At 60.2% G+C, this 23,812-nt stretch carries 22 protein-coding genes and 1 other RNA gene; 11 read left to right on the forward strand and 12 right to left on the reverse strand.

Annotation, left to right across the window (positions count from 1 at the left end):
• Positions 1-122: 122 nt before the first annotated feature.
• Positions 123-1,949: a M3 family oligoendopeptidase gene (locus tag Q0864_RS03090; RefSeq protein ID WP_298566050.1), complete on the reverse strand. Its 1,827-nt coding sequence runs from the start codon at positions 1,947-1,949 to the stop codon at positions 123-125.
• A 198-nt stretch (positions 1,950-2,147) separates the two neighbouring features.
• Between Q0864_RS03090 and Q0864_RS03095 the strand changes: the two genes are divergently transcribed.
• Together Q0864_RS03095 and Q0864_RS03100 are read left to right on the forward strand one after the other, a co-directional pair.
• Positions 2,148-4,688, forward strand: a complete 2,541-nt coding sequence (locus tag Q0864_RS03095; RefSeq protein ID WP_298566051.1) for a PBP1A family penicillin-binding protein — start codon at positions 2,148-2,150, stop codon at positions 4,686-4,688.
• A gap of 586 nt (positions 4,689-5,274) precedes the next feature.
• Positions 5,275-8,088, forward strand: a complete 2,814-nt coding sequence (locus Q0864_RS03100) for an Rne/Rng family ribonuclease (protein WP_298566052.1) — start codon at positions 5,275-5,277, stop codon at positions 8,086-8,088.
• A gap of 74 nt (positions 8,089-8,162) precedes the next feature.
• Here the strand turns inward: Q0864_RS03100 and Q0864_RS03105 are convergent, their stop codons facing one another.
• Positions 8,163-8,390 (reverse strand): sulfurtransferase TusA family protein, encoded by a 228-nt coding sequence (locus Q0864_RS03105; protein ID WP_298566053.1) that lies wholly within the window; start codon positions 8,388-8,390, stop codon positions 8,163-8,165.
• A gap of 115 nt (positions 8,391-8,505) precedes the next feature.
• Here Q0864_RS03105 and Q0864_RS03110 point away from each other — a divergent pair, with 115 nt between their 5' ends.
• From Q0864_RS03110 to Q0864_RS03120, 3 genes are all read left to right on the forward strand, one after another.
• Positions 8,506-9,258 carry a cytochrome c biogenesis protein CcdA gene (locus Q0864_RS03110; RefSeq protein ID WP_298566054.1) on the forward strand — a complete coding sequence of 251 codons (753 nt, stop codon included), beginning with the start codon at positions 8,506-8,508 and terminating at the stop codon, positions 9,256-9,258.
• Positions 9,259-9,330: 72 nt separating this feature from the next.
• Positions 9,331-10,620: a hypothetical protein gene (locus Q0864_RS03115; protein ID WP_298566055.1), complete on the forward strand. Its 1,290-nt coding sequence runs from the start codon at positions 9,331-9,333 to the stop codon at positions 10,618-10,620.
• On the forward strand, positions 10,617-11,990 hold the full coding sequence (locus Q0864_RS03120; protein WP_298566056.1) for a cytochrome P450: 1,374 nt from the start codon (positions 10,617-10,619) through the stop codon (positions 11,988-11,990). The genes Q0864_RS03115 and Q0864_RS03120 overlap by 4 nt, the downstream gene beginning before the upstream one ends.
• Positions 11,991-12,003: 13 nt before the next feature.
• On the opposite strand, the gene Q0864_RS03125 is transcribed toward Q0864_RS03120, so the two are convergent.
• The 8 genes from Q0864_RS03125 to ssrA form a co-directional block, all read right to left on the reverse strand.
• Positions 12,004-12,234 (reverse strand): N-(5'-phosphoribosyl)anthranilate isomerase, encoded by a 231-nt coding sequence (locus Q0864_RS03125; protein WP_298566057.1) that lies wholly within the window; start codon positions 12,232-12,234, stop codon positions 12,004-12,006.
• A 34-nt stretch (positions 12,235-12,268) separates the two neighbouring features.
• On the reverse strand, positions 12,269-12,499 hold the full coding sequence (locus tag Q0864_RS03130) for a ribbon-helix-helix domain-containing protein (protein ID WP_298566058.1): 231 nt from the start codon (positions 12,497-12,499) through the stop codon (positions 12,269-12,271).
• Positions 12,496-12,693 (reverse strand): DUF4169 family protein, encoded by a 198-nt coding sequence (locus Q0864_RS03135; protein ID WP_298566059.1) that lies wholly within the window; start codon positions 12,691-12,693, stop codon positions 12,496-12,498. The genes Q0864_RS03130 and Q0864_RS03135 overlap by 4 nt, the downstream gene beginning before the upstream one ends.
• Positions 12,693-14,087 carry a class II fumarate hydratase gene (fumC, locus tag Q0864_RS03140; RefSeq protein ID WP_298566060.1) on the reverse strand — a complete coding sequence of 465 codons (1,395 nt, stop codon included), beginning with the start codon at positions 14,085-14,087 and terminating at the stop codon, positions 12,693-12,695. Before fumC ends, Q0864_RS03135 begins: the two co-directional genes overlap by 1 nt.
• 95 nt (positions 14,088-14,182) lie before the next feature.
• Positions 14,183-14,740, reverse strand: a complete 558-nt coding sequence (locus Q0864_RS03145) for a ClpXP protease specificity-enhancing factor SspB (RefSeq protein ID WP_298566061.1) — start codon at positions 14,738-14,740, stop codon at positions 14,183-14,185.
• Between the two features lie 67 nt (positions 14,741-14,807).
• Positions 14,808-16,082 (reverse strand): chromate efflux transporter, encoded by a 1,275-nt coding sequence (gene chrA / locus Q0864_RS03150; protein ID WP_298566062.1) that lies wholly within the window; start codon positions 16,080-16,082, stop codon positions 14,808-14,810.
• A 48-nt stretch (positions 16,083-16,130) separates the two neighbouring features.
• Complete coding sequence (locus tag Q0864_RS03155; protein WP_298566063.1) at positions 16,131-16,562, reverse strand: nuclear transport factor 2 family protein; 432 nt, start codon at positions 16,560-16,562, stop codon at positions 16,131-16,133.
• 182 nt (positions 16,563-16,744) lie between these two features.
• Positions 16,745-17,096: a transfer-messenger RNA gene (ssrA, locus tag Q0864_RS03160) on the reverse strand.
• A 30-nt stretch (positions 17,097-17,126) separates the two neighbouring features.
• On the opposite strand from ssrA, the gene Q0864_RS03165 reads away from it, so the two are divergent.
• A complete protein-coding gene (locus tag Q0864_RS03165; RefSeq protein WP_298566064.1) occupies positions 17,127-17,963 on the forward strand; it encodes a hypothetical protein in 837 nt (278 codons plus the stop codon).
• Here the strand turns inward: Q0864_RS03165 and Q0864_RS03170 are convergent.
• Complete coding sequence (locus Q0864_RS03170; protein WP_298566065.1) at positions 17,960-18,691, reverse strand: FCD domain-containing protein; 732 nt, start codon at positions 18,689-18,691, stop codon at positions 17,960-17,962. The genes Q0864_RS03165 and Q0864_RS03170 overlap by 4 nt on opposite strands.
• A gap of 116 nt (positions 18,692-18,807) precedes the next feature.
• Between Q0864_RS03170 and Q0864_RS03175 the strand changes: the two genes are divergently transcribed.
• The 5 genes from Q0864_RS03175 (at position 18,808) to Q0864_RS03195 (ending at position 22,960) form a co-directional block, all read left to right on the forward strand.
• Positions 18,808-19,560, forward strand: a complete 753-nt coding sequence (locus Q0864_RS03175; protein ID WP_298566066.1) for a DUF2182 domain-containing protein — start codon at positions 18,808-18,810, stop codon at positions 19,558-19,560.
• 1 nt (position 19,561) lies between these two features.
• Positions 19,562-20,197 carry a DUF1326 domain-containing protein gene (locus tag Q0864_RS03180; protein WP_248365620.1) on the forward strand — a complete coding sequence of 212 codons (636 nt, stop codon included), beginning with the start codon at positions 19,562-19,564 and terminating at the stop codon, positions 20,195-20,197.
• A gap of 33 nt (positions 20,198-20,230) precedes the next feature.
• Positions 20,231-21,331: a dimethylsulfoniopropionate demethylase gene (locus tag Q0864_RS03185; RefSeq protein ID WP_298566067.1), complete on the forward strand. Its 1,101-nt coding sequence runs from the start codon at positions 20,231-20,233 to the stop codon at positions 21,329-21,331.
• A 10-nt stretch (positions 21,332-21,341) separates the two neighbouring features.
• Complete coding sequence (gene acuI, locus Q0864_RS03190) at positions 21,342-22,334, forward strand: acryloyl-CoA reductase (RefSeq protein ID WP_298566068.1); 993 nt, start codon at positions 21,342-21,344, stop codon at positions 22,332-22,334.
• Between the two features lie 176 nt (positions 22,335-22,510).
• Positions 22,511-22,960 (forward strand): hypothetical protein, encoded by a 450-nt coding sequence (locus Q0864_RS03195; protein WP_298566069.1) that lies wholly within the window; start codon positions 22,511-22,513, stop codon positions 22,958-22,960.
• Positions 22,961-23,114: 154 nt separating this feature from the next.
• Here the strand turns inward: Q0864_RS03195 and Q0864_RS03200 are convergent, their stop codons facing one another.
• Positions 23,115-23,597, reverse strand: coding sequence for an Hsp20/alpha crystallin family protein (locus tag Q0864_RS03200; protein WP_298566070.1), 483 nt, complete (start codon positions 23,595-23,597; stop codon positions 23,115-23,117).
• Positions 23,598-23,812 lie beyond the last annotated feature (215 nt).

A 23,812-nucleotide genomic window follows, 5' to 3' on the forward strand; every position in this document is an offset into this window, starting at 1 on the left:
AGCAAAGTGGTCGTTATCGATCGCGGAGCCCTAGACCAGCCATTGGCGCGAAAGATGCGAACGGCAGCTCCGTCCCGCTAAGCGGTCATTCCAAAATATTAGGCTGCGTTGTTGCTTAAGCATCAATCCTCCATCGCTTCCAGCTCATCAATGAAGCCTTCGATCATCGCCAGCCCCTTGTCCCAGAATTTCGGGTCCGAGGCGTCAAGGCCGAACGGGGCCAGTAGCTCTTTGTGATGTTTTGAACCGCCCGCTTTCAGCATCTCGAAATACTTGTCCTGAAAATCCGCGTCGCCTTCTTCGTAGACCGCATAAAGCGCGTTCACGAGCCCGTCACCGAAGGCATAGGCATAGACATAGAAGGGCGAATGGACGAAATGCGGGATGTAGGACCAGAAGGTTTCATACCCGTCCATGAATTCGAATGCCGGGCCAAGGCTTTCGCCCTGAACGCTCATCCAGATTGCGTTGATCTGGTCGGGGGTCAACTCGCCGCCCGCGCGGGCTTCGTGCAGTTTGCATTCGAAGTCATAAAAGGCGATCTGGCGCACGACGGTGTTGATCATGTCCTCGACCTTGCCCGCCAGCATGACCTTCTTTTCCGCCTTGGTCTTGGCTTCGCTCAATAGCTTGCGGAAGGTCAGCATTTCACCGAAGACAGAGGCGGTTTCAGCCAGCGTCAGCGGGGTGGATGACAGCATCTCGCCCTGATCCGCGGCCAGAACCTGGTGAACGCCGTGGCCCAGCTCATGGGCCAGCGTCATCACATCGCGCGGTTTGCCCAGATAGTTCAGCATGACGTAAGGGTGCACGTTGGTGACGGTGGGGTGGGCGAACGCGCCGGGTGCCTTGCCGGGCTTAACGCCTGCATCAATCCAACCTTTTGAGAAGAAGGGCGCGGCAATCTCGGCCATGCGCGGATCAAAATCGGCATAGGCGTCCATGACGATTTTCTCGGCCGCAGGCCAGTCGACTAGCTTGTCATCTTCCATTGGCAGGGGCGCGTTGCGATCCCAGACCTGCATTACGTCCAGCCCCAGCCATTTGCGCTTTAGCTCGTAATAGCGGTGGCTCAGGCGCGGATAGGCGGCGACCACGGCGTTGCGCAGGGCCTCGACCACTTCGGGTTCCACGTGGTTGGACAAGTGCCGCCCGGTCTGCGGGCTGGGCATCTTGCGCCACGTATCCTCGATATCCTTTTCCTTGACCAAGGTGTTGTGAACGCGTGCGAAAACCTTGATGTTCTCGCCCAAGACACGCGCGATTTCGCGCAATGCGGCTTCACGGGTTTCGCGGTCCTGATCGGTCAGAAGGTTCGCCGTGGCTTCCAGCCCGCGTTCCTCGCCATTCACGGTAAACATCAGACCCGCGACGGTTTCGTCAAACAGCGTGTTCCAGGCCGACGCCCCGACCGAGGACTTGTCGTGCAAGAACCGCTCCAGCTCGTCCGAGAGTTGATAGGGGCGCATGGCGCGCAGGCGGTCGAAGATGGGTTTGTAACGCGCAAGGGCCGCGTCTGCGGCAAACCAACCGTCCAGCACCGTGTCGTCGATCCGGTTCACTTCAAGCGAGAAAAACACCAGCGGCGCGGTGAACACGGTGATCTTTTCCTGACAGTTCTGGAAAAACTGCGCGCGGTCGGCATCGGTGGTCTGCTGGTAATAGCGCAGCCCTGCGAAGGACATGATACGCCCACCGATCAGGTCGATCTTTTCATACGCCTCGACACAGCCCAACATGCCCGCCGCGTCCAGATCGGCCAGTTTGCCTTCATAGGTGGCCGCAAAGTCCGCACAGGCTTTTTCCAGCCACGCCAGATCACGATCCAGTTCTGGTGCATCCTGCGAGGTATAAAGGTCGCTCAGATCCCATTCGGGCAGCCCTTCAAGCGGGATATCACCGGTTTGTGCATTGGCATCGCGGACGGGGAAGGGAAGGGTGGTAAGCATCGGGCCTCCGGGTTGTTGTCTGGCTCAAGACATAGGACGGGGGCAGGGCAGTTGCAATCATTGCGCGGCCATGGCGCAGCCCAGATGTTTGGGCATGATGTCACGGGCGTAAAATAGCCGATTTTCCCCCCTTGGGGGTTTTGACCCGGCCTTGCGCGCCCTTTATAGGTAGGCAACAGTTTCCACGAGGGCGCGCGCGTGATCAGATTTATCCTTGGCATATTCGGTGCCGTCTTTACGGGCATCACCTTGGCCGTCTTTATGGGCGCGCTGGCGATTGGTGGCATTTTCTGGATGTATTCCAGGGACTTGCCAAGCCACGAGCAATTGGCCACCTATACGCCTGCGACCATCAGCCGGGTCTATTCCGGTGAAGGCCAGATGATGGATGAGTTCGCCCGCGAACGTCGACTGTTCACCCCAGCGGCAGAGATTCCCGACCTCGTGAAGCACGCCTTCATCTCGGCCGAGGATAAAAACTTCTACACCCATGCCGGGTTTGATCCGCGCGGCATTGCCGCCGCCGCCCTTGAAGCGGCGCGCGGGGGAAAGTTGCGGGGCGCCTCGACCATTCCGCAGCAGGTGGTGAAAAACTTCCTGCTCAGCTCGGAACGGTCGGCGGAACGCAAGATCAAAGAGCTGATCTTGTCAGTGCGGCTGGAAAGCACCTTGTCCAAAGAAGATATCCTTGCGCTGTATCTGAACGAGATCTTTCTGGGCCAGAACTCATATGGCGTGACCGCTGCCGCACAGACCTATTTCAACAAAACGCTTGATGACCTGCAGCCGCACGAAGCCGCAACACTGGCGGCGATGCCGCAGGCGCCGGGCAAATATCACCCGGTGCGCGCCAAGGACGTGGTGTTCCAACGCCGCAACTATGTTCTGCGCGAGATGTTTCAGAACGGCTATATCGACAAGGCGACCTATGAGGCCGAGATCGAACTGCCGTTGCGGTCCGTCCAGAACGGCGATTTCCCGGCGTTCCGCGACGCGCTGCCGCCGCGCGACTACTTCTCGGACGAAATTCGCCGTCAGTTGAGCCGCGATTTCGGGGAAGAGGAGTTTTTCACCGGTGGTCTGACCGTTCGCGCCACTGTGGATCCGGACCTGCAAGAGGTTGCAGCCCAAAGCCTTCGCATTGGGTTGGAGCAATATGACCGCGGGCGCGGCGTCTATCGCCCCTCTGGTGTGACCTTGCCGCAAGACGTTTTGGGCGACGAGGCCGCATGGCGCGCCGCTTTGGGCGACACGAAGTTTCCGCGCGACATCCTTGGCTGGCACCCGGCTGTGGTGTTAGAGGTCGGCGGCAATGACGCGCGCGTGGGCATCGAGGGCGTCGACGAAGATGACGACGGCCACTGGATCCCCGCCAAGGACGTGACCTGGGCGCGACGTCGCAATGAAGACGGCAGCCTTGGCCGCCGCGCACAGGTCGCCGGCGATCTTCTGAAGGTGGGCGAGGTCGTCCACGTGCGCCAAATGACCAGCGACGAGGACGGCAGCTTCATTCGCTGGACCCTGCGGCAGGTGCCGGAAGTGCAGGGCGGTTTCATGGCGATGGATGTGAACACCGGCCGTGTTCTGGCGATGCAGGGCGGGTTTAGCTATCAGCATTCGGTGTTCAACCGCGCCACGCAGGCCACGCGCCAGCCGGGATCAAGCTTCAAGCCCTTCGTCTATGCGGCTGCTCTGGACAGCGGGTTTTCCCCCGCCACCATCGTCATCGACGCGCCGATCGAGGTTATGGCCGGAGGCAAGATCTGGCGCCCCAAGAACTATTCGAACAAGTTTTATGGCCCGACACCTTTGCGCACCGGGATCGAGCAATCGCGCAACCTGATGACGGTGCGGCTGGCACAGGAAATCGGGATGGATACGGTCGCAGGCTATGCCGAACGGTTCGGAGTTTACGACCGCATGAACCCGTTCCTTGCGAACTCTCTGGGGGCCGAGGAAACGACGCTGTTTCGCATGGTTGCCGCCTATGCAATGTTTGCCAATGGGGGCGAGCGGGTCGAACCCACCTTGGTCGACCGGGTGCAGGACCGCTGGGGCGAGACCGTGTATCGCCACGACCGGCGCGATTGCGCGGATTGCGACGACCCGATGCTGGGGGCCGGCGAAGCGCCCACCATCGTGTCCAACCGCGAACGGGTGATGGACGCGATCACCGCCTATCAACTGACCTCGATGATGCGGGGGGTCGTGGAACGCGGCACCGCGCGTCGGGCGGTCAATCTGCCTGTGCCAACAGCGGGCAAGACCGGCACCACCAACGATGAACGCGATGCCTGGTTCATTGGCTTCACGTCGAACATCGTAGCAGGCTGTTATATCGGCTATGATCGTCCGCGCACCATGCCCGGCGCCTCGGGTGGGGGGATGTGCGGGCCTGTGTTCCAACGCTTCATGACGGAAGCTGTCAAAGAATATGGCGGCGGGGAATTCAAAGTGCCGCCGGGGGGGCATTTCATTAAGATCGACCGCTTCTCAGGCGCCCGCCTGCCGGACAACGCCTCGGGCGATCATGTGGTTGCTGAATATTTCCGTGACGGCGAAGAGCCTCTGTTCGGGGTGATGTTTGACGGTGGGTTTGCCATGGGGGTGAACTTGCCGATGTTCAATCGTGGCGAAGGGGACGACGGGGCCAGCGAGGTTACGACATCGACCGGCAAAAGTGTGGTTGTGCCCGGTAAGGCCGATTTTGGTTCGCTGTCGTCTGGCGGATTGTATTAAGGCGCACCAAAACGCCAGATTGTTGACACGCGAAACCCCTGCCGGGCAGGGGGATCGGCGCTTTGTTAACTATTCTTGTGCGGCCAACCGCATTTTGCCCATTGTATTTGTGGGGCCGGACCACTTATGTTCAAGGAAGGTGATCCGCGCCGACGCGCCCGGCCACCGAAAAGTTACGCTGCTTTATCGACCGACTGCAGGCCAAAGAGTCGCAGGTCGGGATGAATCAGACCGAGAGCGCCCCGGAACGCACCCAAAAGATGGGCTGGCTGCCGGAGCCGGAAATTGAAGACCAAGGATGGACCGGGCCGAAACGCCAGCCAGCTTTGTCGGATAATGCGCCCGATGCCCGGACTGGGATAGGGTAATGAATGGGTCAAGCACTGGCTTCCGATCACTCGGAACCCGCCACTTGACCGGAGAAGAAACGCGATGATGCGTGTGAGGATCGAGCAATCTAGAACGGTGGGGCGCATGCCCCTTGCCGCGTTGCCGCTTCCCCTGCATCGCTTCGCCCTGACAAGTCACCCGATGAACCGCGCGCTTCCACCAGGAAGGGCGCCGGATTTGGGTGCAGAAAGACATAATGGCAAAGAAGATGCTAATCGACGCCACCCACGCGGAAGAAACGCGCGTTGTGGTGGTGGATGGAAACAAGGTCGAGGAATTTGACTTTGAATCAGAAAACAAACGCCAGCTAGCTGGTAACATTTATCTGGCAAAGGTCACGCGGGTTGAACCCTCGTTGCAAGCGGCCTTTGTGGATTATGGCGGAAACCGGCATGGTTTCCTGGCCTTTTCGGAAATTCACCCGGACTATTATCAGATCCCCGTCGCAGATCGCGAGGCGCTGTTAGAAGAAGAACGCGCCTATGCCGAAGCGATGGCCGCTGAGGATGAAAAGCCCAAATCGCGCCGTCGCCGGTCACGTCCCCGGTCGCGCTCCAAGGCGGAAGAAGCAAGCACGGACGATGCGGTTGCAACCAAGGACGTCGAAGCCACAAGCTCGGCTTTGGACGTGATCGACCTTGATGAAGGTGCGAGCGACCCGCTTGAAGGGCAATCCCCGATGGAGCTGGTCCATGAAACGCCGGTCGAAGAACCGTCGGACGATGACACGACAGACGCGCAGGGCAAAGCGGACAAGCAGTCCGTGGCCCAAGGCAGTGACGCGGACAGCCAGACCGACGACAACGGCGACGATGACGACGATGACGACGACGAACCGCTGGACGCGTCTGAAAAGGACGACCAGATCGAAAGCGTCGCCGATGATGATGTGGCCGAAGAAATTCGCCCGCGCCGCAAGCCACGCGCCAAACGCTACAAGATCCAAGAAGTCGTCAAAGTGCGCCAGATCCTTCTGGTGCAGGTCGTTAAGGAAGAACGTGGCAACAAGGGCGCGGCCCTGACCACCTATCTGTCACTGGCAGGCCGGTATTGCGTCCTGATGCCGAACACAGCACGGGGCGGCGGGATCAGCCGCAAAATCACCAATGCCGCTGACCGCAAGAAACTGAAGGAAATCGCCACCGAGATCGACGTGCCCAAAGGGGCCGGGTTGATCGTGCGCACCGCAGGTGCCAAACGCACCAAGTCAGAGATCAAGCGCGACTATGAATACTTGCAGCGCCTGTGGGAGCAGATCCGGGAATTCACGTTGAACTCCACCGCGCCCGCCAAGATTTATGAAGAAGGCAACCTGATCAAACGCTCGATCCGCGATCTGTATTCGCGCGAGATTGACGAAGTTTTCGTGGAAGGCGAGGCCGGATACCGCATCGCCAAGGACTTCATGAAAATGATCATGCCGTCCCACGCCAAGAACGTGAAGCTTTACAACGAACCGATGCCGCTTTTCGCCCGCTATCAGGTCGAAAGCTACCTGTCGGCCATGTTCAACCCGACGGTTCAACTGCGTTCGGGCGGCTATATCGTGATTGGCGTCACCGAGGCACTGGTTGCCATCGACGTGAACTCCGGTCGGGCCACCAAAGAAGGCTCGATCGAAGAAACGGCGCTGAAGACCAACCTTGAAGCCGCCGAAGAAGTCGCCCGCCAACTGCGTCTGCGCGACCTTGCCGGTCTGATCGTGATCGACTTCATCGACATGGAAGAACGCCGCAACAACAACGCGGTTGAAAAGCGTCTGAAAGACAAGCTGAAAACGGACCGAGCGCGCATCCAAGTGGGTCGTATCTCGGGCTTCGGCTTGGCCGAGATGTCACGCCAGCGCCTGCGCCCCGGCATGATCGAGGCCACCACCCAACCGTGCAACCACTGTCACGGCACCGGCTTGATCCGTTCGGACGACAACCTTGCGCTGAATATCCTGCGCCAGCTGGAAGAAGAAGGTGTTCGCCGCCGGTCACGCGAGGTTCTGGTCAAGGCCCCGGTTGGCATCGTCAACTTCCTGATGAACAACAAGCGCGAACATATCGCGCAGATCGAAGCGCGCTATGGCATGGCGGTTCGGATCGAAGCCGATCCGTTCCTGATCTCGCCCGACTATTCGATCGAGAAGTTCAAGACCGCGACGCGTTCGGTGCCCGAGGCAACAGCCCCGGTCGTGTCGGTGAATGCGTCACTGATGGATGAGATCGACGAGGCCGAAGAGGTCGTCGAAGCCGAAGTTGTCTCCGACGAGAATGCAGACGACGAAAACAAGCCGAAAAAACGCCGTCGGCGTCGGCGTCGGCGCCGGTCTTCATCGCGCAATGGTGACGATCGTCAAAACGGTCAGGATGACGACAGCCGCTCGGATGATGATGCCGGTGGAGAGCCTGCAGAAGCGGGCGACGTTAAGCAAGACAGTGGTGGCAAGGATGCAGCGGACGCGGGCGAAGATGCGCCGAAACCCAAGCGGTCGCGCACGCGGACATCGAAGAAGAAAGATGATGAAGCATCCGCGGATGCGGCAAAGTCTGATGTCACTGCCGACGTAGCGCCCGACGCAGACGGGGACGCGCCCGCCAAGCCCAAACGGGCCCCGCGCAAGCGCACACCGAAAGTCAAAGCTGACGAAAGCGCGCCGGCCGATGCGACGACCGAAAACGCAGAGAAGAAGCCTGCGCGCAAGTCTCGGGCAAAACCGGCCAAGGCGGCGGATGCAGTGGCTGAGGAGGCAACCCCGGACAGCAAAGACGCTGTGGAGAAGCCCAAGAAGGTCACCCGCAAGCGGGCACCGACCAGCCGAAAGAAGAAGGCCGAGGACGGCACAGCCGACACCACCGATGCCATTGCCGACAGCGCGCCAGCCGAGGGGAAAGCCAAAGCGAAGCCCGCGCCGGCGCCAGAACCAGCAATGGCCAGCGCCCCGGCGCCCACGGCCCAGCCTGAGCCGAAGGCCGACACTCCGGCCAAGCCCAAGCGCAAGGGGTGGTGGTCTTTGGGGAAGTAGTGCCCTGAAGCGGAAACAAAGAGGCCGGGCATCGCGCCCGGCCTTTTTTGTTCAATATCGACGCGGCTTACCTGTTAGCCTTTGCGGATGAAATACAGCGTAACTGCTTCGTGCTCTTCCTGACCGACCAGAATGTGGCCTTGTTCCGCGCAGAAATGCGGCACGTCAATCACGGCGGCCGGATCTGTCGCTTGAAGACGCAAAACCTGACCAGAAGCCAGCGATTTCAGTCGCTTGCGCGCCTTCAGAACGGGCAGGGGGCAAAGCAGCCCCACTGCGTCAAGGTCGTCGTCGAACTCCATATCTTCCCATAAGGTTTTCGCTTGGCGCTGTCTATCCGGCCCGAGGCACTAATTTGTCGCGCAGTTGTGACAAACCGGCACGTGACGGCGGACAATTCCCGCGCTATGTGAAGGCATGTTTGGATTTGATCTCATTGATGCAAGCCTTCTGCCTGCGCTGTTTATCGCCTTTGCGGCGGGGATTCTGAGTTTTCTCAGCCCCTGCGTCCTTCCCATCGTTCCCCCCTATCTGGCGTATATGTCTGGCGTCAGCATGGGCGAAATGAGCGAAGGGAAAGGGGCTGCGCGCAAGGCGACCGTGGCCGCCTTGTTCTTCGTCATGGGTCTGTCCACGGTGTTCTTGTTTCTTGGGTTCGCAGCCTCGGCCTTTGGGGCGTTCTTTTTACAAAACCAAACTTTATTCGCGAGTTTTGCGGGCGTTTTGGTGATGGTGTTCGGCGCGCATTTTCTGGGCGTGATCTCTATCCCGTTTCTGAACCGCGAGGCCCGGATCGACGCGGGCGACCAAGGCGGTAGCGCGTTCGGTGCCTATCTGCTTGGCCTTGCCTTCGCCTTCGGTTGGACCCCCTGCATCGGCCCACAGCTTGGCGCCATCCTGTCACTGGCTGCCTCTGAGGGATCGGTGACGCGCGGCACGACGCTTCTGGCGGTCTATGCCGCCGGACTGGGCATCCCCTTCTTGCTGGTGGCCGCCTTTTTCCCGCGCATGACGGGCCTCATGGCGTTCATGAAGCGCCATATGGAGCGGATCGAGCGGATCATGGGGCTGCTGTTGTGGACCATTGGTCTGATGATGCTGACGGGCGGGTTTTCGCGCTTTTCCTATTGGCTGCTGGAAACTTTCCCAGCGCTGGCGGCTTTGGGCTGATCTTTCAGAAAAGGACTTATTTTTGCCGAGTTACCCGGCTAGTGTCTGGTCCGAAACAGCTAGGTCGGGCCAATGGAAGATGAAGCCGCCCCTCAGTCCTCTGCCACCCAACAGGTGCGCCGCCGCCGGGTTTTCTACATTCCAGGCTACGACCCCATTCATCCCCGCAGATACCGCGAACTTTACCGCAAGGAAGGTGCTGCACAGGCGGCCGTGTCAGGCTATGAGGTCAGCCTGATTGGGCGTCAGGGACCGGGAAGCTATGGCTGGCAGGTAACAGGTCGCATGGACGGGACCGAGACCGAAGCCGAGTTTGACGTTCTGGTCTGGTCTGACATCGTGCGCGACAGCATGCAGTTGAACATCGTGCAGACCTACCTTCTGATGATGCGCACGGCGTGGACCTATATTGCGTCTGGCACGCTTTGGCGGCTCATGCAGCTTCGAAAAGGCCCAGTGATCGCCGCGCTTTACCCGGTTGGCATGCTGATCTTGCAGTTGGTGTTGGCGCTGCTGCTTGGTCATGTGCTGGGTGGGGTCATCAGCTTTGCGGTCGGGCGTCTGGCGCTGTCAGGCGAAAGCACCGGGTTCGCGGTCCGCCAGATGGTGGCAGCGCTAAGCTATTGGGCTGTCTTCCTGACGACGCTGGTTGTGGTGCTGCGCTGGTTTCGCAAGGTCGATAACAAGCTCTATGTTTACTATCTGATGCATGACTATGCCTATTCGGCGCGCTCCAAGGGGGCAAACTCAGCAGCGCTCGAGGCGCGCATGGCGCTGTTTGTCGATCAAATCGCCGAGGCCTTGCGATCTGACGTGGACGAAGTGTTGGTCGTCGGACACAGTTCAGGCGCTCATATCGGTGTGTCGGTTTTGGCGGACTTGCTGCGCGAGGGGCAGGTGGCGCCTTCGGGGCCAACGTTGGGCTTTCTGACCCTTGGGCAGGTGGTGCCGATGGTCAGTTTTCTGCCGGACGCGCATCGGCTGCGCCGCGATCTGCACTATCTGAGTGATCAGGCGGGAATTACATGGGTGGATATCACCGCCCCTGGCGATGGCTGTGCGTTTGCGTTGTGCGATCCGGTTTCGGTGACAGGTGTCGCGCCAGTCACGGGCAAGCGCTGGCCGCTGGTGGTGTCGGCCGCTTTCACAAAAACGCTGAGCCCGGAACGCTGGAAGACGCTGCGCTGGCGCTTTTTTCGCCTTCATTTTCAATATCTTTGTGCGTTCGACCAACCCGGCGACTACGACTATTTCCGCATCACGGCCGGGCCGATGACATTGGGCCAGCGCTACCAAAACCGTCGCCCCTCGAACAGCCGGATCGAGGTGCCGATGTCAAAATACACGAGCACAGCCCCATGACCGACCTCCTGCCCCCCAAACCAAAAGCCCGCGAGGGGCGCGTGTCGCTGTGGCGATATGCGCGGCTTTTTCGTCGCGATATCCTGTCGGCGCAGCCCGCTCGGCTCTACCGCGCATGGATGGCCGAGTTTCGCACGCCGTTTTTCCGCAGCTATCTGTGCAACGACCCGACACTGGTTGATCTGGTCCTGAAGGAACGACCTGACGATTTTCCCAAATCCGATCGCATCCGCGAAGGGCTGGCACCGCTTTTGGGCAACTCGGTTTTTGTGACCAATGGCGCGATCTGGAAACGCCAACGCCGCATCATTGACCCAGCCTTTGAAGGGGGGCGCTTGAAAGAGGTTTTCCCTGCCATGTGGGATGCCGCGACCGCTGCGGTCGAGCGTTTGCGCCCGTTGGCAGATGGCTCGCCAACCGAGATCGAAGCGCAGACCAGCCATGCGGCGGCGGACGTCATCTTTCGCACGCTTTTCTCGATCCCGATCGAACACGAGGTGGCCGGACAGGTCTTTGACAAGTTCCGCGACCACCAGCGCGCGCAGCCGGTTCTTAACCTAGGGGCTGTTTTGCCGCTGCCGCACTGGTTTCCGCGGTTTCACAAACGGCAAACCAAACGCACAGCGCGCCAGATCCGCGGGTTGATCACGCAACTGACGGCTGAACGGACGGCGGATATCAATGCCGGTCGGGCGCCGGACGACCTGGCCACCAAGATCATGACCACGACAGATCCCGAAACCGGCGATCGTTTCGATATGGAAGAAATGGTCGACCAGGTGGCGATCTTTTTCCTGGCGGGGCACGAAACCAGTGCCTCGGCGCTGGCGTGGGCGTTGTATCTGTTGGCGCTTTACCCTGATTGGCAGGACCGCATCGCAGCAGAGGCGCAAGGTGCGATTGATCCCGAAAAGATCTATTTCTCGACCATGTCCAAGTTGCGCCTGTCGCGCGACGTGTTTCGCGAAGCCCTGCGTCTGTATCCACCGGTGCCAATGATGGTGCGCCAAGCTGCATGTCCTGAGCAGTTTCGCGGGCGCGATGTGCCAAAATCCAGCCAGATCGTCCTAAGTCCTTGGCATTTGCACCGTCACGAACGGCTTTGGGATCGCCCTGATGCTTTCGATCCTGCTCGGTTTCAAACCCAAAATGGCAAGGCCTGTTTGCGCAACGCCTTTCTGCCGTTTTCCGCCGGGCAGCGTGTCTGCCCGGGTGCCGGGTTTGCGATGGTCGAAGGGCCGCTGATCCTGTCGATGTTGGTGCGCGCCTTCCATTTCGATCTGGTCGATGATCGTCCAGCCGTTCCAGTTGCGCATTTGACGGTGCGCGGCAAGGACGGTATCTGGCTGCGGCTGACGCCGCGCGCCTGATCGTGGGGGCCTGTCAGGCCAATACGCGCACCGGATCAGTATTGCAGAAAATGATATACTGACCTGCGTTTTCGATCACATGAAATCCACGCCGCGCGACTTCTTGCAACAGGCGCTTGCGACCGATGATGCTGTCCACATCACAGGTTTGGCGGCGCACGATCCCGCCTTTCATCGCGGCTGGCGAGGTGAACAGCTGCATCAGCCAGGTTTCGGGGCGCGGAAAGGGGGTCATATCGGTCATACCGCCACTCTGCCAGCCGTAGATTAACGTGGGGTTAATCCGAGCGCAGCTGGGCCTGAAAATGCGTCAAAACATACACCCGGATTGCCGAAGCAAGACCAGCATCTACCCCGCGGGCTTCGTCCACCTCTGCAGCCAGTGCATTCAACGGCATCCCGCGCGCCTTTGCGATGCGACGGAAGGCGTCCCAGAACTCCGGCTCCAGAGACACCGATGTGCGGTGCCCGTGCAGGGTGAGGGAGTGTTTTTCCGGCCGTGCGCTCATGTCTTGTCCGGCTGCGTGTCACCGTCGCTCTGGTGGCCATCAAGGTCGCGGGCCGACTTCTCAGCCCGCGCTTGGTTTAGCTTTTTCTCGGCCAGCGTGCGCCCAAACTTTACTGCATTTTCATTGGCTTGGGCGCGCTTCTTCAAGCGCGCCTGCGCCTTGCGGTGTTTGGACAGGCTGACCGGTTTCCCCATCAGGCCTTGGGGCCGATCATCTGCTCGGGGCGCACGACCTTGTCGAAGGTTTCCGCGTCCACGAAGCCCAGAGCGATGGCCTCTTCCTTCAGGGTGGTGCCGTTCTTATGCGCGGTCTTGGCCACTTTCGTTGCGTTGTCGTAACCGATCGTCGGGGCCAGGGCCGTGACCAGCATCAGGCTTTCCTTCATCAGCTTGTCGATGCGGGGTTCGTTGGCTTGAATGCCGTTCAACATCCGTTCGGTGAAGCTGTCCGTCGCGTCGCCCAGAAGCTGGATCGACTGAAGCAAATTATAGCTCATCATCGGATTATAGACGTTCAGCTCAAAATGCCCCTGCGAGCCGGCAAAAGTCATTGCGGCGTTGTTGCCCATGACATGCGCGGCGACTTGGGTCAGCGCCTCGGCCTGTGTGGGGTTCACTTTGCCCGGCATGATCGACGAGCCGGGTTCGTTTTCCGGCAAGATCAGCTCGCCCAGACCCGAGCGCGGGCCGGAGCCAAGGAAACGGATGTCGTTGGCGATCTTATAGCAGCTGCCTGCCACGGTCGCCAAAGCGCCCGACATGAAGACCATCGCGTCATGGGCGGCCAGTGCCTCGAACTTGTTGGGGGCGGTGACGAAGGGCAGGTCGGTGATGCGCGCCATGTTGGCGGCAACCTCTTCGCCCCAACCAACCTTGGTGTTCAGCCCGGTGCCGACGGCGGTGCCGCCTTGGGCAAGCTCATAGATGCCGGGCAGGGCAAGCTTCACCCGCGCGATCCCTTGACGGATCATGTGGGCATAGCCCGAAAATTCCTGCCCCAAGGTCAGGGGGGTTGCGTCCTGCGTATGGGTGCGCCCGATCTTGATGATGTCTTTGAACTCAGCCTCTTTGGCCTCAAGCCCCGCCAGCAGTTTTTCCAGACCGGGCAACAGCACGTCGCGCACAGACATCGCGGTGGCGATGTGCATGGCGGTGGGGAAGGTGTCGTTTGACGACTGGCCCATATTGCAGTGATCATTGGGGTGGACGGGGTCTTTCGACCCGATCACGCCGCCCATGATTTCAATGGCACGGTTGGCGATAACCTCGTTGGCGTTCATGTTGGACTGGGTGCCGGACCCGGTCTGCCAGACGACCAACGGGAAGTTGTCGTCAAACTTGCCGGCGACCACTTCCGAGGCCGCCTGAATAACCGCGTCGGCAATTGCGCCGTCCATCGCACCGGATTTCTTGTTCGCTTCGGCACAGGCCTGTTTGATCACGCCAAGGGCGCGCACGATGGCGACGGGCTGACGCTCCCAGCCGATAGGGAAATTCATCAGTGAGCGCTGCGTCTGCGCGCCCCAATATTTGTCTGCGGGAACCTCAAGAGGGCCAAAGCTGTCGGATTCGGTGCGGGTCTGGGTCATATCTTGGCGCCTTTTCTGCATAAACCGACGCCGTTGTACCCTATTGTACACCAAGATCAATGCTGGTAGCGCCCGAACCGACGCCGCTTGCGCGGTTACTTGCGGAAACTGTCCAGGCTCACAATCTCGGCGTCGTGGTGATCTTCGCTGTCATCTTCGCCATCATCATTGGCGGTCGCCTCAGCTGCAGTCCCGCCAGCGTCGCGTTCGGGGTCTTCAACGGGGGCTGCTTCTTCTGCGATGTCGCTTGGGTCTGCCTGATCCTCTTCGCCTGCAATGTGCAGGTCCGGATGATGGGGGTCTTGCATTTCAAAGCGCAGGCCAAACTCGACCGAGGGATCGACAAAGGTGTTGATCGCATCATACGGAACATAAAGCGTCTCTGGCGCATCGCCGAAATTCAGCGTCACGCCAAAGCCATTCGCATCAACCGCCAGGTTTTCAAACCAGTGCTGCAACACGATTGTCATATCTTCGGGAAAGCGGTCCTGCATCCAGTCGGCAAGTTCAACGCCGTCGTGGCGGGTGTCAAAATTGATGAAGAAATGGTGTTGTCCGGGCAGCCCGTGTTCTGACACGTCCTCAAGCACCTTGCGGATCAGGTCGCGCATCGCGTCATGCATCAGGTTGCCATAGTCGATCTTGTCGGACATCAAAAATATCTCCCGCCGGTTTTGTCCAGAATAGGGGATTCGGGCGTGAAGAAAAGCCAAGAAGCACTTAGCCCGAGACGACGCCCAACCCAGCCCCCGCTGCGGCCATGATCAAAAGCGTAACCGGCAAAGCCAAACCGCGCCACAGAAGCAACACAGCCGCGAGCCCTGACAACGCCAGCGCCGCCAGATCCACGCTGTGCAGAACCGGAAGCGAGGTCGCGAACGGCGCAGGAGCGGGGGTCGTTTGGTTGAAAAACACATGCAGGGCAAACCACAAGGACAAATTGGCGATCACCCCGACCACAGCTGCGGTGATCGCAGACAGCGCCGAGGTCAGGCGCGGTCGCGTGGTCAACCATTCGACATGGGGGGCTGCGGCAAAGATCCACAGAAAGCACGGCACGAAGGTCGCCCAAAGCGTCATGAATGCGGCCGCCAGGGCAAGCCCCACGCCACCGACCCTGTGACCAGCCATGTAGCCCACGAACTCGGTCACCAAGATCAGAGGGCCAGGGGTGGTTTCCGCAAGACCAAGCCCATCCATCATCTGCGCGGGGCTGATCCAACCCTGCGTGGTCACGGCCTCTTGCGCCATATAGGCCAGAACGGCGTAGGCCCCGCCGAAACTGACCACGGCGAGCTTTGAAAAGAACAGCCCGATTTCGGCCAGCGTGTCCGCTCCGAACGCAGCCGCCGCGGCAATGGGAAGCCACCACAGAGCAAGCCAGATCGCAACCTGCATCAGGCTGCGCGGCAAGGAGGCGGGCTGCGTCTGAGCCTCGACCGTGTCTGCAGCCAGCTTGGAGCGAGCACCTCGATTGCGCACAAGGCCATAGCTGGCGGCCCCAAGGATCACCAAGGGGAAGGGCATGTCAAAGAGAAAGAGCGCGGCAAAGCACAGGATGGCGACGGACCAGTCGCCGGCATGTTTCAGCGTTTTGCGTGCCAGTCGGTAAAGCGCCTGGATCACCACGATGATGACCGCGGCTTTGATCCCGTTGAACACTGCCTCGACAATCGGGGTCTGGCCCCAGGTCGCATAGGCATAGGCAAGCGCCAGCATCAGCGCCGCCCCCGGCAGCACAAACAAAAGACCCGCGATCACCCCGCCAAGCACACCGCGCAACCGCCATCCGGCATAAGTGCACAACTGCATCGCTTCTGGCCCCGGCAACAGCATGCAAAACGACAGGGCGTTCAGTAACTGCCGCTCGTTCAGCCATGGTCGATTATCGACCAGTTCGCGGTGCATGACGGCGATTTGCGCGGCTGGACCGCCAAAAGACATCAGTCCGATGCGGGCGAAAACACGGGTAAGGTCAGCAATTGTCGGTCTCATGGCCGGATAGGGCCGCGTGGAACACCCGAAAGCAAGGGTCTTTTGGTGTTAGAGCCCCAGCCCTTCACCCGAAAGACATAACGCCAGGCTGTCTTTCGGAAGATATCCCAACTGTTCGAACAACGACAGAAAGTCGACCTGATTGTAGGCTTCGACGATCCGCCCATCGGTGACGCGTGCCATGATCTGACCGGACACCGCAATTGGGCTACGGTCGCGCAAGGCCACCGCTTGCGCTGTGAAAGTCGCCCAAGCCCAGTCGCCCATTTCAATGGCGCGTTCAAACTGCACGCCGGTTACGTCGATCTGGGCCAGTATTGCTTCGGCCAGAACGCGAAAATCCTCGGGCCCGACGGCGAAATCCATCATCCCCATGGCTTCGGTGTCAGGGGTGAACAGCAGGTTGATGGCTTCCAGATCCTGACGCACCCAGATGCGGTCATACCATTCATTCAAAAGCTCAAGGGATGTCTGGGTCATGCTCTGTCCGTTTGCGATGTTGTGGGCACCTTAGGCAGGTCGCCTTCCGGTTGCCCTGAAGGGCTCTTTGCGATCGCCACAGTTTAGGGTGCGACCCCTTAACGATGTGTGAGCAGGAGAGAAAAACTTCTGTTCTTCTGACGCCATCACGGGACAGACAGGTGGTGCAAGACAGTTTGGAAAGTGCAGGCTTCTGTTGCCAGGTGCCTGCGAACCCCGCCTTACGCTGCTAGGCGCAAGGGCTTAAATCGGCAACTCGAACTGCTTACGCAGCCAGAGCCATAGCCGGAGCTTTGTTGTCATTTGCAACTAGCTTAAATGTACCGATAACGGTGGTAACTCACCGAGACAAAGCAAACCCCTTTAGACGTCCGTCGATCCTATTTCGTCCCCATGATCCCCAAATGAAGGATGTTTGGTGGAGACGCCGGGTACCGCCCCCGGGTCCGATCCGCTTATTGCGAGCGCGTTTATGTCCATAGTCCCCGAAAGGACATTGCATATATAGGAGGTCTGCCGGTATTTGAAAAGGGGCGGGTGGCGAGCTTTTGTAAGGGGTTGGATGTGGTTGCGGACGGCGTTTTGATTTTCACCGGGGCGGTGCGCGCCATTGTGCAGCACGCGCGGTTCGCCGTTCTGATTTGCCTGCCATGGGTCGTGATCTCGGCTGCCGTCAGCTTTTGGCTCTACCGCGCCGAAGCCTTTGGTTCGCCGCTGATCCCACTGCTGGATATCGTTATGGTCCCAGTCATCGCTGTGTTGTGGCATCGGCATGTCCTGCCCGAGATGATGATCACGCCTGACCTGCGGCTGACCTTTGGCGATCTCGGGCGCTATACGTTCAAATGGCTCCTCGTTTCCTTTCTGGTCGGGCTGATTGCCGTCATGGGCCTTGTCGTGCTCGGGTTGGCGATGTCGATGATGCCGGGGGTGGATGGCTGGTTTGCGGCCTTTCTGGATGGCGCCTGGCTTGGCCTGTCGTTTGGGGCATTGCGCGACGGTCAGCTTGCGCCGCTTCTGGTCGGCGCGTTGGCCGTATTGCTGGGCTTTGTGGCAACTTATCTGGTGCACCGGATCAGTTACGTGCTGCCCCATGGTGCCCTGCGGCGCGAAACGATGTCCTTGCGCGACGGGTATCGCCGAACGGCCCCACTGGCCGGTCCGCTTGCGGTGACGTCGCTGATCGTGATGGCGGGGATGGCGGCGGTGTTTGGCGTGCAAGTCTGGCTGGGCGAGGTTTTGATGCAGGCATATGACGCCGACAAGATCAGTGTTGCGCGCTTTGATCTGTGGACGGCCTTGATCGAGGCCGTGTCTGTCGTCCTACAAACCCTGATCGGTGCCGCCCTGCTGACCGAGATCTATCGCCGCATTGGCGGCGCGCCACAGCCAGATCGTTAATCCGCGCGCTTTGATTGCAAGGCGCGGCTGCGCCCCAATTCGGCAGTATACGCCGCCAGATCGCCCAGAATGGTGGCGGCCTGATCGCCAACCTGCGCCTCGATCGCATCCGCCAACCTTGTGTGCAGCCCTACGATCCGCTCCCGATCCCTTTGAGTATAGGTGATCATGTTCATCAGGGGCTGCATGGCTTCAACCGCACCGGCCAGTTGATAGGACAGCACCGGGTTGCCCGCGCCATCGACCAAGGCCCGGTGAAAGGCCACGTCCGAGGCGCAGAAGGCCTCGTCGGTGAGGCCGGGCTGTGACTGGCGGTGGATTTCAGCGCGCATGGTCGCGAGGTGGTCGGGGGTGCGCCGCTGGGCCGACAGGGGTGCGCAGGAACGTTCCAGCGCATAGCGGGCCTCGCAGGCGGTCTCAAAATCGACCTCGTTCATCGACAGAAGCAAGGTCGAGGTGGTGATCTGCTGGCCATACGCCTCTTCAAACGACATGCGGTTGACGAAGGCCCCGCCGGCGGCGCCGCGCTGGGTGCGGATCAGGTTCTGCGCGGCCAGACGTTTCAGCGCTTCGCGAACTGTGGACCTTCCAACGCTGAATTTCTCGCACAGCTCTGCCTCAGAAGGCAGGCGCTGATCGACCAGCAGGCTGCCGTTGATAATTGCGTCGCGAATGGCCTCGGCGATCTGCTTTGAGAGGTCCTGATTGTCGTCCAGATCGGTTTTCACGCTACGTCGCCTCTTAATTGTCTGACAATTCATTTGCCCGAACGGCAATTGTCAGACATTATCATTCCGACTCGCAAGATGGGGGAAGCATGTCCGTTTCGTCAAGGATAAGAACCATGAGCGCGCCGCATTGGCTGGCGCTGTTTGGGTTGATCCTTGTGGGGTGGGGGCTGCTTTATGCGATGGCGCTTCCGCCGGGCGCGCTGGAATTGTCGCGCATCTATGGGGTGGACTTCTGGCGGTCGCTTTGTCTGGTTGAACCTGACAAGGCCGGGTTCCTTGGGCTCTTCGCCATGTGGGCGGTGATGTCGGCGGCGATGATGGCCCCGACCGCATTGCCGACCTTTGCCACATATGACGACATGATCGCCTCGGGCGCAGGATCGCGCCGGGGATTTGCCGAGTTGGTCTCGGGCTATCTGGTCATTTGGCTTGGGTTCGCTGCGCTTGCGGCCGCCGGGCAATTGGTGCTCTTCCACGCTGGACTTCTGTCGCCTCTGGGGCAAAGCATCTCGCCTTGGCTCACGGGTGCGCTGTTGATCGGGGCAGGGGCCTATCAGTTCTCGACCCTCAAAGACGCCTGCCTGTCGAAATGCCGCCAGCCGATGAGTTTCTTCATGCAATACTGGCGCGAGACGCGGTGGAACGACGCCGTGCTGGGCTTGCGCCTTGGCGCGCTCTGCCTTGGTTGCTGCTGGGCGCTGATGCTTTTGGGCTTTGTCGGCGGGGTGATGAACCTTGCCTTTATGGGGCTGGCCACGCTCATCATGATTTTTGAAAAACTGCCCGATCTTGGCCGCTATCTGACCCGCCCCTTGGGCTGGGCGCTGATTGCGGGCGGGGTCTTGGTGCTTGTCCAAGGAGGATAACATGGACGGAACACAAGTCGGTCAGGTCGAATGGACCATCAAAGGGGAATTGATCCTCAACTGCAATTGCACGGTCTTTTGCCCCTGCGTGGTGAGCCTTGGCAAACACCCGCCCACCGAAGGGCATTGCCAGACCTGGGGCGGGGTGCGGATTGATAGCGGGCAATACGGCGATATTGACCTGTCAGGCTTGAACCTCGGTCTGATGATCGAAATCCCCGGCAATATGGGGCGCGGCAACTGGAAGGTCGCGCTGTTCGTTGATGAGCGCGCCAGTGACGATGCCTATGAGGCGCTGGTCACGATCTTCTCGGGTGCCGCCAAAGGCACGACAGGGCTGTTCCAGATGCTGGTGGGCGAATTCCTTGGCGCAGAACGCCAACCGGTCACGTATGAGACCGAGGGCAAGACCCGCCACATCACGGTGGGGCGCAAGATCGACGGTGTGGTGCATCCGGTTGGCGGGGCGGACCCCGACGAGGATATAGTCATCCGTAACACCCAATACTGGATGGGGCCGGACATCACCGTCGCCACAGCCACCAAAGGCAAGCTGCGCGCGCATGGGCGGGTGTGGGACTTCGATGGCCGCTCGGCCGAGATTTGCCAGATCGACTGGAAAGGCCCCGGTCGCTAAGGCGGCCGGAGTTCTGGCACGGAAGCGCGACCCATGGCCCTGATCTCACCCTCACGCCGTTTGCGGCGCACGCCCTTCAGCCCCGGTGTCGAAGCTGCCGGGGTGAAAGGCTATACGGTTTACAATCACATGCTGCTGCCGACCGTTTTTCGGTCGGTGGAAGAGGATTATCGCCACCTAAAAGACGCCGTGCAGGTCTGGGATGTGGCCTGCGAACGGCAGGTCGAGCTGCGCGGCCCGGATGCCGCCCGCCTGATCCAGATGCTGACCCCGCGCGACCTGTCAAAGATGCAGGACGGGCAGTGTTTCTATGTGCCTATGGTGGATGAAACCGGGGGCTTGCTGAATGACCCTGTGGCGGTGAAGCTGGATGACAACCGGTTCTGGATCTCGATTGCCGACAGTGATCTGCTGTTTTGGGTCAAGGGGCTGGCCTATGGGTTTCGGCTGGATGTGCTGGTGGATGAACCCGACGTCTCGCCTTTGGCTATTCAGGGGCCGAAGTCCGACGATCTGGCGGCGGCTGTCTTTGGCGACGCGGTGCGTGATATCCGGTTCTTCCGCTACAAGCGGCTGGCGTTCCAAGGTCGCAGCCTTGTGGTGGCGCGCTCGGGCTATTCCAAGCAGGGCGGGTTCGAGATCTACGTCGAAGGCGCTGACATCGCCATGCCGCTGTGGAACGCGCTGATGGAGGCGGGCAAAAGCATGGATGTGCATGCCGGCTGCCCTAATGGGATCGAACGGGTCGAGGGCGGGCTTTTAAGCTATGGTAACGACATGACCCGCGAAAATACCCCGCACGAGGCCGGGCTTGGGCGCTTTTGTTCGACCCAAAGCGCGCTGGGTTGTGTTGGGCGCGATGCACTTTTGCGCGTGGCCAAGGAAGGCCCGGTGCAACAAATACGCGCGATCGAGATTTTGGGTGGCGTGCCCCCCTGTGATCGGGCGTGGCCCCTGATGGATGGGGATAAGCAGGTGGGGCAGGTGACTTCGGCCGCGAACTCGCCTGATTTCAACACCGGTGTCGCCATAGGTATGGTGCGTATGACCCATTGGGATACGGGCACCGAACTGGATGTGATGACGCCTGACGGGCCGCGTGCCGCGACCGTCTATGACACTTTCTGGATATAGGGAAACAACGATGTTTAAAGCACTTGTGATGGAGCAGAATGACGACGGGCTGGCCTCGGCAGAGATCAAGGAACTCAGCGAGGATCAACTGCCCGAAGGCAACGTGACCGTCGCCGTCGAATACTCGACCGTGAACTATAAGGATGGGCTGTGCATGTCGCCCAAGGGCGGCGGGCTGGTGCGCAATTATCCCCATGTGCCGGGGATCGACTATGCGGGCACCGTCGAGACCTCAGATGACGACCGCTACAAGCCCGGCGACAAAGTTGTCCTAACCGGCTGGCGTGTGGGCGAGGTGTCGTGGGGCGGGTATGCTCAGAAGGCCCGGATCGCGGCAGACAAGCTGGTGCCGTTGCCCAAGGGGCTGGACACGCGCCAAGCGATGGCCGTGGGCACGGCGGGGTTCACGGCGATGCTGGCCGTGATGGCGCTGGAAGATCACGGGTTGAAACCGGGGCAGGGACCGGTGCTGGTCACCGGGGCTGCTGGTGGCGTCGGCTCGGTTGCAACCGCCATTCTGGCCAATCTGGGTTACGAGGTCGCCGCCGTCACCGGGCGCCCCGATCAGGCGGACTATCTGAAAGGCCTTGGTGCCACCACTATCGTGCCGCGCGAAGAGCTGAACGAGACCGTCAAGCGCCCGCTTGAGGCCGAGACTTGGGCTGGTTGCGTGGATGCCGTGGGCGGCGACATGCTGGCGCGCGTCTTGGGTCAGATGAAATACGGGGCGAGCGTGTCGGCGGTTGGTCTGGCCGGTGGCGCTGGGCTGCCTGCCACCGTCATCCCGTTCCTGTTGCGTGGTGTGAACCTGCTAGGCATCGACAGTGTGATGCAGCCTTACGAGAACCGCTTGCGCGCCTGGACACGGATTGCGAGTGATCTGCCGATGGACAAGCTTGAAGCGATGGTCCAACCCGCAACGCTGGCGGACCTGCCGGGCCTTGGCGCGGATATCCTGAAAGGTCAGGTCAAGGGGCGCGTGGTTGTCGATGTGAACGGCTGACGGCTGTTGTGACCACCCGCCATGTGCCTCTGCATGAGGCGGTTGGTCGCGGTGCGAAATGACGCATTCTTTTCTTGGAATGTAAGGCCTAGGTCATGAGGCGAGGTGCACAGCCTCGCCCGCTCCGTGTCTGTTCGACGCCGGGCCGGGTTCACCCGTTTTCAAGGATAGATCACATGACCAAATTCTCGATCAAAACCACCCTGACCGCCGCCGCCCTTGGGCTGGCAGCGTTTGCTGGCACGGCCCATGCCGATGAAGCGGACACGCTTGTCACGATCCTGACCGCGCCCGAAGCCCAGACCCAGATGATGGCCATGGTGCTGACCATGAAATCTGCCGAACAAGGGGCCATGCCTCATGTGATGTTGTGCGGTCCCGCTGCTGATCTGGCGCTGAAAGACGCACCCGAAAGCGCGACCGCCCCGCAAAAGCCGCTTGGCGTTGGCCCCCAGCAATTGATGCAAAAGATCATGGGCCTGCCCGGCGCCAAGGTTGAGGTTTGCGCGATCTATCTGCCCAACAAAGGCGCTGGGCCCGAGGTGCTGCTTGACGGTGTCACCGTCGCTGCGCCCGACGCCATGGCTGCCGCGATGCTGGACGCTGACGCGCGGATGAGCTTCTAGACCCAGAACGCCCGTCGCCTTGACCGCGTGTCTGGCGGGGTAAGACAGGCCAAAAGGTCAAGCTTATCGGGCACAACAAAGAAACAGCGCCCGCGGGATCTTCCGCGGGCGCCTTTGGTTGCGCGCTGGCCCTCTTGGAGTGGCCAGTGCCCCGTCAACCTTGCTTGACTTCAACCTTCTTGGTTTTTTGCTGCTCTTTGGCGGGCTTCGGAATGGTCACGGTCAAAACGCCGTTTGCGACGCCTGCCTGCACCGTTTCAGGATCAATCTCGAAAGGCAGGCGAGTCATCCGCTGGAATGCACCAGAACTTCGTTCGATCCGATGAAATGTCCGACCGTCTTTCTCGGTCGTCTCATCTTTCTCGGACTTTTTCTCGCCCCTGATCGAAATCTTGTCGCCCGTGATCTCGACATCGACATCTTTCATTTCGACGCCCGGTAACTCTGCAGTGATGCAGATTTCCTTGTCGGTTTCGCTGACATTTGTGCGCAAAGAGAACCCGGACACGCGGGCTGGGAACCCCTTGTCGAAATCCTCAAACAGCGTATCCACCTGCTTGCGTAAGGCATGAAACGGGCTGTCCTCGTCTTCGCCCCAGTCGCCCCACATCTTCGGAAGCCATTCACGTTGTGACATTGTTTCCTCCTTTCAGGTTAATCTTCAGACAATGCAATTATTGTATATCAATTCGCCTGAAATCGCCTTGATCTGCGTCAGACCTACGCGCTCCGGCTGCAGGTCTGGTGTCGCCCAAGCGATCTGACAAGGTCGCAGGCGCGACGCGCCGCAACCCTGCGCTGGGAAATCCGAAAAGCCACCTGTCCGGCCAGAGTCCCGAAGGTTTTGGGTCG

This window comes from uncultured Aliiroseovarius sp. (genome assembly GCF_947497285.1).
Taxonomy (GTDB): Bacteria; Pseudomonadota; Alphaproteobacteria; order Rhodobacterales; family Rhodobacteraceae; genus Aliiroseovarius.

What these genes read in the sequence shown, in the direction of transcription:
- fumC (WP_298566060.1), bottom strand. Translation starts at nt 14,087, where the DNA reads ATGACCCAGACCCGCACCGAATCCGACAGCTTTGGCCCTCTTGAGGTT.
- Q0864_RS03135 (WP_298566059.1), bottom strand. Translation starts at nt 12,693, where the DNA reads ATGGGGAAACCGGTCAGCCTGTCCAAACACCGCAAGGCGCAGGCGCGC.
- Q0864_RS03200 (WP_298566070.1), bottom strand. Translation starts at nt 23,597, where the DNA reads ATGTCACAACGTGAATGGCTTCCGAAGATGTGGGGCGACTGGGGCGAA.
- Q0864_RS03155 (WP_298566063.1), bottom strand. Translation starts at nt 16,562, where the DNA reads ATGACCCAGACATCCCTTGAGCTTTTGAATGAATGGTATGACCGCATC.
- Q0864_RS03145 (WP_298566061.1), bottom strand. Translation starts at nt 14,740, where the DNA reads ATGTCCGACAAGATCGACTATGGCAACCTGATGCATGACGCGATGCGC.
- Q0864_RS03175 (WP_298566066.1), top strand. Translation starts at nt 18,808, where the DNA reads ATGAGCGCGCCGCATTGGCTGGCGCTGTTTGGGTTGATCCTTGTGGGG.
- Q0864_RS03195 (WP_298566069.1), top strand. Translation starts at nt 22,511, where the DNA reads ATGACCAAATTCTCGATCAAAACCACCCTGACCGCCGCCGCCCTTGGG.
- chrA (WP_298566062.1), bottom strand. Translation starts at nt 16,082, where the DNA reads ATGAGACCGACAATTGCTGACCTTACCCGTGTTTTCGCCCGCATCGGA.
- Q0864_RS03105 (WP_298566053.1), bottom strand. Translation starts at nt 8,390, where the DNA reads ATGGAGTTCGACGACGACCTTGACGCAGTGGGGCTGCTTTGCCCCCTG.
- Q0864_RS03130 (WP_298566058.1), bottom strand. Translation starts at nt 12,499, where the DNA reads ATGAGCGCACGGCCGGAAAAACACTCCCTCACCCTGCACGGGCACCGC.
- Q0864_RS03110 (WP_298566054.1), top strand. Translation starts at nt 8,506, where the DNA reads ATGTTTGGATTTGATCTCATTGATGCAAGCCTTCTGCCTGCGCTGTTT.
- Q0864_RS03180 (WP_248365620.1), top strand. Translation starts at nt 19,562, where the DNA reads ATGGACGGAACACAAGTCGGTCAGGTCGAATGGACCATCAAAGGGGAA.
- Q0864_RS03090 (WP_298566050.1), bottom strand. Translation starts at nt 1,949, where the DNA reads ATGCTTACCACCCTTCCCTTCCCCGTCCGCGATGCCAATGCACAAACC.
- Q0864_RS03185 (WP_298566067.1), top strand. Translation starts at nt 20,231, where the DNA reads ATGGCCCTGATCTCACCCTCACGCCGTTTGCGGCGCACGCCCTTCAGC.
- Q0864_RS03100 (WP_298566052.1), top strand. Translation starts at nt 5,275, where the DNA reads ATGGCAAAGAAGATGCTAATCGACGCCACCCACGCGGAAGAAACGCGC.
- acuI (WP_298566068.1), top strand. Translation starts at nt 21,342, where the DNA reads ATGTTTAAAGCACTTGTGATGGAGCAGAATGACGACGGGCTGGCCTCG.
- Q0864_RS03120 (WP_298566056.1), top strand. Translation starts at nt 10,617, where the DNA reads ATGACCGACCTCCTGCCCCCCAAACCAAAAGCCCGCGAGGGGCGCGTG.
- Q0864_RS03125 (WP_298566057.1), bottom strand. Translation starts at nt 12,234, where the DNA reads ATGACCGATATGACCCCCTTTCCGCGCCCCGAAACCTGGCTGATGCAG.
- Q0864_RS03115 (WP_298566055.1), top strand. Translation starts at nt 9,331, where the DNA reads ATGGAAGATGAAGCCGCCCCTCAGTCCTCTGCCACCCAACAGGTGCGC.